Raw genomic sequence first — 10660 nt, 5'->3', positions numbered from 1 at the left:
TCGTTTTAATACCCTGCGATGTAGCATAATGAGGAGCAATTATTTAGGGTTATTTTTATAGTGAGCTGTACCTCATCAGCGATGGAGAGCTGGCATTATGGGTTTAATACAACAGCGAAGCGTAACGTTACCGTCCTTCGTCCTTGCGATGGCCTGTGCCTTGGCGCCTTACTCGGCATCGGCCTCTTTCTGGGGGGATTTATTTCGCCGCGAGTTGCCTGTCGAGCAAGTGACGGCGCCGGCGGATAGCCAGCGTTTCGAGTTTGTCGGGACATTGCCCGCCAATACGCAGTTAGAGCTTGTCGGTTATTACGCCTCATCGATTTGTACCCGTAAGGAAATCCGTTTCCCCGGTGGTGATATTGCTAACCCCTACCACGCCACACTCGAAAAAACCTCGGTGCTGCGGCGTCTTATCAGCAGTAACGGGCAAGGACGGGAGTTTTCTCTCCCCTTAGCCTTGAATGGTGGTGGTGATTGCCAGTGGCGCCTAGATAATGTGATGCTCGATGTGACTATATTGCCGAGCCATCCCCTATGGCAAAAAACACAAACGCTTAAAAATGAATATCTTGCCAAATTGCAGGGCTCGGCAGCGGTCAATAACCCCGCAATTCAATCTTCTTTGCCCGTTAAAGTGTCTCCCCACGATGAGTTTTATTTAAACCTAGAGTTGAATATCGAGCCGATTAGAGCGGGGAATGGGGAAGATAACCTCGCAGAAGCCGCCACAGAGCAATCCATATCCCCGGTTTATTACCCGGTTTTTATCCATAATCCCGGGGATGAACGGCCCTTTGAGGTCCGGCTGAATAGCAATCTTAAGCAAACGTCGAGTCTGTGGGATAGGGCCTATAGCAAAATGGTGCCGCTGGGCGAACAGGCCGTGGTGCGGATTAACTTTAATCCACAGATAGCCACAGATTATCAGGTCGACGTTTGGTATCAGTCCGATAGGGTGGCGGTGAATTACCCCGATGGCACTCAATATACCTATGCTAACGGCGAGGTGAAATTGTATGCCTATGGTAAACCTGAATCACAAATCAATACCTTAGCTCAGAGCGCCAAGGCCGAAGATAAGCGATTATTAGCGCGTATCTATGAGCTAGGCCATGCCTTACCTAGAGATGAGGTTAAGGCGCGACAGTATTACCGTGAAGCCGCAGAGGCGGGCGATATTGTGGCATTGCACTGGATGCGTGACCAAGCGGGTTACGGGGGGCAAACCGATGAAAAAATCTATTGGTTGGAGCGCGCCGCGAGCTTTGGCGATAACGCGGCAAAGCTTGAGCTAATTCGTTTACCTTTATCTGTTATCGAGCGTGGCCTCGTTAATACGGGGGCGGATAAGGTTAGCGAGACTCTGGCGTGGCAGCAGTTAAACCAGTTAGCCGACCAAGGCTTACCCGAGGCCAGAAGCCTTATGGCGTTTTATCAAGTGTTATCTTGCTCCCCTTACTTTAATGCCACAACGGCATTGGAAAATTATCGTCAAAGCGTTAAAGCTCAACCAGATTTGGCGCGAGATGCTGCCGAAACCTATTACTACTTTAAAGAGGATTTTGAGCAGAGCGAGGAGTTTTGGATAATTGCCGCCGAGCGGGATCTCTACGCCGCAGCCGAACTTGCCAATATCCTGCTATTGGAACCCTATAGAGATACGGTTAACGCGCGATTCTGGTTAGAAAAAGTGACAACCTTGGGTGCCAAACAAGGCTTGCAGGCGGATATTCTCGGCGTTGCTTACTTCCAGCTCGCCACGCTGTTAGATAAAGGCGAGGGCGGAAACGCAGATCCTAAACGTGCCCTAGCACTTTATCAACAAAGCATTGAAATGGCAGCGCGTTTCTCAAATGACTATGAGGCCAAGGCGAAGGAAAGAGTACAAGCACTCGCTCCTTTATAATGGCAGAATAAAACTGGCTACTCTTAGGGATATTGCCCATTGAGATAGCTAGGATGGGAGCGGGAACCAAATTTTAGGAGCTATCTATGTCAGCTTTACCTATATCAGCCTTACCCAGTGAGTACACCCATATCCAAGTTGAGCAGCCCGGCGCCCCCGAGGTGATGCGGCTATCGCGCTCGCCTTTGCCTGTGCCTGCGGCGGGGCAAGTGTTGATCCGTGTGCATGCCGCGGGTGTGAATGGCCCGGATATCAAACAAAGGGTTGGTGCTTATCCACCACCGCCGGGCGCATCACCCATTATTGGGCTTGAGGTCGCCGGGGATATTTGTGCTCTGGGTGACGGCGTGGGCCAATGGCAAATCGGCGATAAGTTATGCGCCTTAGTGCCGGGCGGTGGTTATGGCGAGTATGCACTGACCTATGCGGCCCATTGTTTGCCTATTCCAACGGGCTTTAGCTATGTGCAGGCGGCCGCGCTGCCGGAAACCTTCTTCACCGTATGGGGCAACCTGTTTATGCGTGCGGGGCTGAAAGCGGGCGAGACTGTGTTGATCCACGGCGGCTCGGGCGGTATCGGCAGCACGGCGATTCAGCTCGCCAGCGCCTTAGGTTCAAGGGTGATTGCCACTACAGGGCTGGAAGAGAAGCGTGAATATTGTTTGAGCCTTGGCGCCCAAGAGGTGATCAATTATCGCACTGATAACTTTGTCGAAGCCGTGATGGCATTTACCCAAAATAAAGGGGTCAATGTGGTGTTTGATATCGCGGGCGGCGATTTTATCAACCTCAATTTACAGGCACTTGCAATGGATGGCCGCATGGTCTCTGTCGCCATGCAACGTGGCCCTAAGGCCGAGATCGAACTTTTTCGTCTGATGGCGAAGCGTATTGTCTGGACTGGGTCAACCCTAAGACCGCAGAGCGTTGAAGCCAAGGCCGAGATTGCTAAAGAGTTACGTGAGCGCGTGTGGCCGCTGCTCGATAGCCATCAAATTGTGCCCAATATCTTTGCGACTTTCCCACTCAGTGAGGCGCCTAAGGCCCATGCATTAATGGAGTCGGGAGCGCACCGGGGAAAGGTCGTCCTCACATTGGCCGAGTGAGCAGATGAATTCACCTTAGGTTTGATTATCTTCGGTGAGTATCGTTGGTTAGTATCTTCGGTGAGTAATAGGGGGCGAATAAAAACTTGCTGCGATGGTTTTTTAGACTAAAGTCGTTAGTGACCAAACTTTTTAGGGACTTTGGTCGAAATTAATGCGTAATAAGTGAAAATTTCATGGTATGAGGCATTGATTATCGGAAATATTCTGTAAAAATACCCAGTTGAAAACGTCAGAGACTTTCCGGCGCTATTCGTGGATCAAAGCAAGCGACGCTTCGCTTATTCAGACTAAAAAACTCATAGTGTATGTGTTGATTTAAGGGTATTGGCATATATGTATAACACAGCAAAGAAACAGGTTTGGTATGGTGAGCTGAGAACATCGAAAGGCAACGCGATTGTCGTGCATGACAACCAGTTGCCAGACGCCTCCCCTGGACGAATCTACCTATACAATACAGAGCGAGATGCCATTGTTGAGTATGTGGAAGACATAGTCAAAGTGAACCTATATGACTTAGATGAGGCTGCGTTAAAAGCTGCTGAGGCTAAGTTTGGTGGTGCATGGAAGGCGGCTAGAGCTCAATTCATGAGTAAGCATCAAGCTCGAATCGACCTGAACAACGTCAAGGAAACTGGACCTGTGCGTAAGGCCAAACCTGAAGTTGAGCCTGAAATTGAAACCGATGCTATTGGCGCGGATTTTGATGAAGATTGGGGCGATGATTTTGATGATTAACACAAAGCCAGCCTAAGGGCTGACTCTGTGAGTGTAAGGGATAAAATAGTGCTTATTTTATTCCTTATCGCTACCTTCCCTAAACCCTCATCCCCATTCTTTACCCATATATATTAAGTCATTATCCCACACGCTCGATCACTTTATCGGATGAGATAGCAGAATTAGGCTCAATGATTTAGGCATCTATATCAAATTGATAGCGGCTAATATGGTGGTAAACCTTACCCGGAACTAGCCACACTGCGTCGCCAAATAACTCGGTTTGATTAGGTGAGTCGGGCAGCATTTGCGGCTCTAAACAGACGCCATGGTGTTGTTGTAATACCTGCTGATTGCGCCCCTGAGTTCCTTCTAAAAAGTTAGCGCAGTAGAGTTGTACGCTAGGCTGGTTGGTAAATAGGGTCATAGCGCGGCCACTCATAGAACTGCTTAAACAGCCCACACGGGCGAGTGAACCGTCGGCATTATCCATAAGATAACAGTGATCATAACCGCGGGTGCTCGCCAATTCAGCGGCATGCAGTTTGTCGCCTAAACGTATCGGCTGACTCAAATCGAAAATTGATCCCGCAGTATCGGCAATCCCCGTCGGCACACCCACTGCATCCATGGTGAGATAACGCCTGGCATCGAGTTGCACTCGATGATCATGGTTAGTGTTTGAGCCATCGAGATTGAAATAGCTGTGCTGGGTTAGGCTGACAGGGCAGGCTTTATCCACAGAAGCTAAGATTTCCACAAAAAGATTATTCGCCGCTAAGCGATAATCTAATTGCACTGTGCAATTTCCTGGAAACCCCATATCGCCATCTGGGCTCTTTAAGGTCAGGCGTACCCCATCGGGTAAGGGGCCAAGGTGCCAGTTCTTACGATTAAAACCTTCACGCCCACCGTGGAGGCAGTTAGTCGCTTGGTTGATATCTAATTGATAATCTTGCCCTTGATAATGCATTTTGCCGTTAGCGATGCGGTTGGCAAAACGTCCGGCGATGGCGCCTAAATGGGCGTTTTGGGTGAGGTAATCTTCGGCGCTATCGCAACCTAACACTATGTTGCCACGTTCGCCGTGTTTATCTGGGGCCCATAGGGAGCGGATAATACCGCCTAAGCTGATGATTTCTAATGCGAGTATGCCATTGTCGATCCTTACCCGCTCGATATCGCCACCGCGGGGATCTGTCCAAGGCTCTAATACGCTGAAATGTACCATTTAGCTTCCCTCTATATTGAATATGTCAGAGTAACTGTTTGATTTTGCCTTTTAAAAATAATTAATACCATAGGAACCCAAGCTGAATTCGTATGGTATTGGGGGAGGTTTAGGTTGTGGCTGGACGTACTTAGGTCGAGTGACTCAATTGTCGATACGGCCGGCCCCAGCACTGGCTGAGCAGAGATAAACCGTTGCATCTATTCCCGTTTTATCGAGAAAATCATGTTCTACCGCCGCGACCACAGCATCCGTCAATTCATGGTCAACTAATGCCACCACGCAACCATCTGTCATACGGATACCGCCGCGCTCGCCAATCACTTGGCTGACAATATCGACTAAAGTATCAAATTCTGGCAGTGTCACCTCAAAATCATCCCGCAAGGAAGCATGGGACAGCGCCATTAAATAGCTGAATTTTGAGATATTATTTTGTTCTAGTGCCCGGGCCGCACTCTGGGTGCGTTGATTCTCTGTGACTACGTGTTTCGCTCTGCGATACAGGGTGTCATCCAATTGTCCTTTCGCACTTTCTAGTTGGCGTAAATTGAGGTGGCGCAGTGCGTCTAAGCCAAAATGCTCGGCGGCCTTCGCGCATTCATCCCGGCGCTGCTGGCTAATGGCGGCTAAACGCTGTTTCTCTATATGGGCATCAATGATGATCAGGCTTAAATTTTCTGGGATAGGAATGGCTTCACTGTCCAGATCTAGGCAGTCAATCAGCAGGGCATGATCCTGCTCCCCCATAGCGCTGATCATATGATCCATAATGCTGCAAGCCGAGGCGACATAGCGGTGCTCACCGCGCTGGGCTAATTGCGCCACGGCCATTGGGGACAAATGCAGTTGACTGCTGTCGCTTATCGCAGTACCAAAGGCGACCACTAAGGCGCCGGAGGAAGATAATCCCGCCGCAAGTGGTACATCACCCACCACGGCTAAGTCTAAGCCCTTGGCTAATAAGCCCGTATGAGCCATGGCAGCGGTGAGGCCCTTGAGATAATTGACCCAACCGTCTTCGGGGTTCATGTCGGTTTCTTTGCCAAAGGTCCACTCTTTAATTTGTCCGGGAAAGGCGTCGGCAACGGCACGAAATTTAGTGTCTTCACGGCGTTTTACCGCGATAACCGTATGAAAATTAATGGCGGCAGGCAGTACGAAGCCATCATTGTAATCTGTGTATTCACCGATCAGATTAACGCGCCCAGGAGCTTGGTATAAATCATCGGCTTTAGTGCCAAAGGTTTGGACAAATAACTTAGTGGCGCGCTGCGCAGGATTTGACATGCTGTGAAAACTTCCAAAAAAGCTGAGCTAATTTCGTTCTTGTCTTCGATTTATATCACGACTGAGTCGGCTATGTAACTGAGATTTTGTATGGCAAAGATCATATAACCTAGAGATGGTTTTTAGGTGCGGTAACACCATCCAAGGGGATTAATCTAGTTGATTTATTTTCAAGGAGTTAGAGGTTGTATTGAAGGTAAAAATACCGATCCAGGGAGAGGTTTCTCTGAATCGGTACAGTGTATTATTAAGTGATTTTAATTCAAGGCAGTTTTTGCCTAAGCACGGCTAAACTTGGGTTGTCGCCTCGGCGTTTAACGTTGCTTTATGATCAACCGCCTCTGCTTCAGCATGCTTAGTCTCTGAGCCTGACAGCAGTTCATCGACTACATGGTCAACAAAACCCGCCCCCGCCGCTTCATAGAGGTTGTAGACGCTATGCACGCCAGAATCCCGCAGTGAAGCCGCATCGTCGCTATATTGCACTATGGCGCTGAGCTTACCTTGATAATTGAGCTTTTTGAGTTGTTCAACGGCAAACAGATTCCCCGTATGGTGTGGCATAGCGAGCAATACCAATTCGAGGTTTGGGGCTCTGTCGAGCTTCTCCCAAAAATCGGTATCGGCGGCATCGCCCTGTACCACGTTTCGCCCTTTGGCCCGATGCAGATCCACGATTTCCTGTTTATGTTCGATCCCTAGGATTTCACCGCAGAATCGAGCTCGCAGTTCATCGTAGGCACCGCTACCTATGCGCCCCATACCTAAAATTAAAAACCGTGGATTACCTATGGCGATAGGTCTGTCCTCAGGGTGCAACGGCCGCTTTTCGAGTTTGACGAGGCGCTGCTGGAATCGTTGATAAATTCTACCTACGGTCGCGTTTAGCGGCGCCGCAAGCAGGAAGCTAAAGCTTAGGGCAACCGCAATAATCACTAGCCATTGGGAGGGTAGCCAGCCCTTGCTGGTGGCCACTGCCGCGACAATCAAACCAAACTCACTGAAGTTACCTAGGTTAAATGACCCTAACATTGAGGTACGGGATCTCAGTTTAAAGCGGGTGAGAATGTACACAAACAGGAGTATTTTCAGTGGAATGAGCAATACTAACAGTGCTGCAATAACAATATCCGATACCGTAGGTAGGCCATTGAGGCCAATGGTTAAGAAGAAGGCGACGAGGAAGAGTTCCTTAAAATAGAACAGGGATTTTGCCAGTTCAGAGGATTTTTTGTGCCCCGCCAATAAGATACCGATAATCAGTGCGCCGAGATCCGGTTTCAGGCCAACGGATTCAAATAACCAAGCGCCGACAACCAACGCCATCACTAGGCCGAAAAGCACTAATAGTTCACCGTGGCCGACACGGTCAAAGGCTTTGTAAATAAGTGGCTTAGCCAGAGGTAATAGGAGTAATGCAAAGGCCCAGACCGAAGGCACATCCCCCTTGGAAATCGTTAAAAACAGTACGGCGAAGATATCCTGCATAATCAAGATACCAATGGCGACACGGCCATAGAGGGATTGGATATCCCCTTTATCTTCCAATACTTTTACCGCAAAAACCGTACTAGAGAAGCTTAAGGCAAAGGCGAGTAAGGTCAATTGTTCGAGATTAAGGCTAGTGAGCTGGGTTAAACCCAAAAGACCGAGCAGTTTGAGAATAGGCACAAAAACCAGGATGGATATCATCAAATGCACACTCGAACCTGCCCATACTTCAGCCTTAAATAGGCTGCGAATATCGAGTTTTAACCCTATGGCGAATAACAGTAAGGTGACCCCAAGGTTAGCGAGTTCTTGCAGCAGTGGCAGGCTGTCTTTTTCTATTCCGAGTACAAACAACACAAAACCCGCCACTAGGTAGCCGATAAGCGGTGGCAGTCCTATACGGCTGACAAGCATGCCGCAGACAAGGGTGATAATGAGAATGGCAGGTTCCATAATGCTCCAATCTAAAAAAGCCTAGGTTAAATGGGGATTGTATAAGAAATCGATGACAGCGTGATAAAAAAACGGACTTTTAATGAAAAAAGTCCGCTTTTTGTTGAAGTTGCACTAAAACTAACTGGGGATGTGCCGTGGCGTGAATGGCCTAAGTTTGGCTATTTCACTAGATGGTCTAAATGGGCGGCAAAATCCTTTGGCCCCATAAAACCCGTTACACGTAAATCTTCCCTTTGCTCACCCTGCTCGTTAAACATCAACAGGGTTGGCAGACCGAGGACATTGTACTTTTCTAACAGTGCTACATCCACGGCATCGCTTTTAGTCACATCCGCTTGCAGTAAGACAATTTTATTCATCCGAGTCAGGACATCGGCGTCCTTAAAGGTGATGGCCTCAAACTCTTTACAGGCAACACACCAATCGGCATAGAGGTCGAGCATCACAGGTTTACCTTGGGCGGTCGCTGCGGCTATCTCTTGTTCAAGATCTTCAATAGATTTAATCCGTTTAAAGCCGTGTGCTTGCTCAGGAGTTGCCGCCGTGCTTACTGGATTATGGGTAAAGCCCAAATGCCCCATGACTGCCTGAAAACCGTAGGAGAAACTGGCTAATAGGGCCAAAGTTAGCAGCACTGAACGGACAGTTTGTTTCCAATTAAAGGCGCTGAGTTTGTTTTGGTGCATTAGGTAACCCGTGAAGCTAATGCCCCATAGCGACCAAAGCACATCGGAAACCACACCCGTCCAAATACGCCCAAGCATGACGATAGACACGGCGATCAGCAGGAAGCCAAACACTGTCTTGATGATGTTCATCCAAGCGCCGGCGCGTGGCAGCAGCTTACCACCCGAAGTGCCTATGATAAGTAAAGGCACGCCCATTCCCATGCTGAGCACATACAGAGCAAGGAAACCTTGAAGCAGATCGCCGGTTTGCGCGACATAGACTAAGGCGCCAGAAAGTGGGGCTGTAGTGCAGGGCGATGCCACTAAACCTGAAATCACCCCCATCAAAAATACGCCAACTAAATTGCCGCCCTTTTGATTGTTTGATACTGAGTTCATCTTCTCCTGCCAGCTCGATGGCAGCTTGAGATCGTACATACCAAACATGGATAAACTGAGCACAAAGAACAGAATAGCGAGCACGACTAATACGGCGGGATGTTGCAGCGCCGCTTGGTATTTCATCCCCGCCGAGGCGACGATTAAACCTAAAATTGAGTAGGTGATTGCCATACCTTGGACATAGGCCATGGACAGGGTAAAGGCTTTTGCGGTCGAGAGTTTTTGCCCTTGGCCGACAATAATGCCCGATAAAATCGGGTACATAGGAAAGACGCAGGGGGTGAGTGCCAGACCTATACCTAAACCGAAGAAGATCACTAAGGTCCAAATCAGGCTGTCGCTTGAGAGCATTTGGCTTAATGTGTCTTGCTGAGTAATTGGCTGAGTAATTGGCTGAGTAATTGGCTGAGTAATAGGTTGAGTGGGCGCTTGAACGCTACTGGCTTCTTCGGCACCGCTTGCACTTGGCGCGGCGGCATTGTCAGTGCTCACTAACAGGCCATCATTGGCGGCAACCGCTTTAAGGGTGACATCGCGTTTAGTTGGTGGATAGCAGAGTTTACCCTCGGCGCAGCCCATAAAAGTCACGCTTAAGGTGCCATTTTCATCGGCTTGCTTTAGACCAACGGGAATATCGATATAGGTGTAATACACCTCTTGCTCACCAAAATACTCGTCGTTATGGGGCTTGCCCTTGGGGAGCTCAATCGTGCCTAGTTCGGCGCCATTGACGCTGAATTTAAGCTTGTCGCGGTACATATAGTAGCCGTCGGCAATCACCCAATTGAGGGTAACTCTATTGCCCTCTTGTTTAAAATCGAAGGCAAAGGCTTGATCGACGGGCATTAACTCCGGTTCGCTTTTTAGAAAACCAAAGCTATTGGCGAAGGCGTTGCCACTTAGGGTGAGGGGCGTAAGGAACAGTAACGCGGTGAAAATAAGGCTAAGTAGTTTTTTCATGGCTGAGTGTTATCTTTTATCCAATCTAAGTAGGCTGGTAGCCCGTGAGTCACAGGTACGGCAATAATTTCAGGCACTTGATAAGGGTGGAGTTGAAGCACAAGCTGTTCTAACTCGGCATAGCGGCTTTGTAAACATTTAATGTGTAAGCTAATTTCTTGCTCCTCACAGATTTTGCCTTCCCACTCATAAATGGAGCAGATAGGCGCCGAGATATGCACACAAGCGGCGATGCGCGCTTCCACTAAGGCGCGAGCGATGCGCTTTGCCTGAACTTCATCGGGGCAACTGGTGCTGACCACTAGATACTGAGCTTGCATGGTGTGAGGTATCGTCCCTTAATAATCTTAAACTTCGCTTAAGCCTATTAGGCTAAGCTACTTTACGTGTTTTTATGGTCTCATACATTAACGTATTAACAAAA

At 48.8% G+C, this 10660-nt stretch carries 8 protein-coding genes; 3 read left to right on the top strand and 5 right to left on the bottom strand.

What is annotated here, in order from left to right:
* Window positions 1-148: 148 nt before the first annotated feature.
* The 3 genes from JFT56_RS17070 to JFT56_RS17060 all read left to right on the top strand — a co-directional run bounded on the left by JFT56_RS17070 (window position 149) and on the right by JFT56_RS17060 (window position 3756).
* Window positions 149-1909, top strand: a complete 1761-nt coding sequence (locus tag JFT56_RS17070) for an SEL1-like repeat protein (protein ID WP_198783625.1) — start codon at window positions 149-151, stop codon at window positions 1907-1909.
* A 101-nt stretch (window positions 1910-2010) separates the two neighbouring features.
* On the top strand, window positions 2011-3015 hold the full coding sequence (locus JFT56_RS17065) for an NAD(P)H-quinone oxidoreductase (RefSeq protein ID WP_198783624.1): 1005 nt from the start codon (window positions 2011-2013) through the stop codon (window positions 3013-3015).
* Between the two features lie 336 nt (window positions 3016-3351).
* Window positions 3352-3756, top strand: a complete 405-nt coding sequence (locus JFT56_RS17060; protein WP_198781179.1) for a hypothetical protein — start codon at window positions 3352-3354, stop codon at window positions 3754-3756.
* A gap of 178 nt (window positions 3757-3934) precedes the next feature.
* Here the strand turns inward: JFT56_RS17060 and JFT56_RS17055 are convergent, their stop codons facing one another.
* The 5 genes from JFT56_RS17055 to cutA all read right to left on the bottom strand — a co-directional run bounded on the left by JFT56_RS17055 (window position 3935) and on the right by cutA (window position 10556).
* The gene (locus JFT56_RS17055; protein ID WP_198781178.1) at window positions 3935-4969 is read right to left on the bottom strand and encodes an aldose epimerase family protein; all 1035 of its coding nucleotides are present in this window, start codon (window positions 4967-4969) and stop codon (window positions 3935-3937) included.
* 144 nt (window positions 4970-5113) lie between these two features.
* A complete protein-coding gene (gene galK, locus JFT56_RS17050) occupies window positions 5114-6259 on the bottom strand; it encodes a galactokinase (RefSeq protein ID WP_198781177.1) in 1146 nt (381 codons plus the stop codon).
* Window positions 6260-6547: 288 nt separating this feature from the next.
* Window positions 6548-8203 (bottom strand): cation:proton antiporter family protein, encoded by a 1656-nt coding sequence (locus JFT56_RS17045; protein WP_198781176.1) that lies wholly within the window; start codon window positions 8201-8203, stop codon window positions 6548-6550.
* Window positions 8204-8364: 161 nt separating this feature from the next.
* The gene (locus JFT56_RS17040; RefSeq protein ID WP_198781175.1) at window positions 8365-10236 is read right to left on the bottom strand and encodes a protein-disulfide reductase DsbD; all 1872 of its coding nucleotides are present in this window, start codon (window positions 10234-10236) and stop codon (window positions 8365-8367) included.
* The gene (gene cutA, locus JFT56_RS17035) at window positions 10233-10556 is read right to left on the bottom strand and encodes a divalent-cation tolerance protein CutA (RefSeq protein ID WP_198781174.1); all 324 of its coding nucleotides are present in this window, start codon (window positions 10554-10556) and stop codon (window positions 10233-10235) included. Before cutA ends, JFT56_RS17040 begins: the two co-directional genes overlap by 4 nt.
* Between the last annotated feature and the right edge of the window lie 104 nt (window positions 10557-10660).

Source organism: Shewanella putrefaciens, from assembly GCF_016406305.1.
Taxonomy (GTDB): Bacteria; Pseudomonadota; Gammaproteobacteria; order Enterobacterales; family Shewanellaceae; genus Shewanella; species Shewanella putrefaciens_C.
Note: the sequence above shows the minus strand (reverse complement) of the source record. Positions and strands in the feature narration are given on the sequence as shown.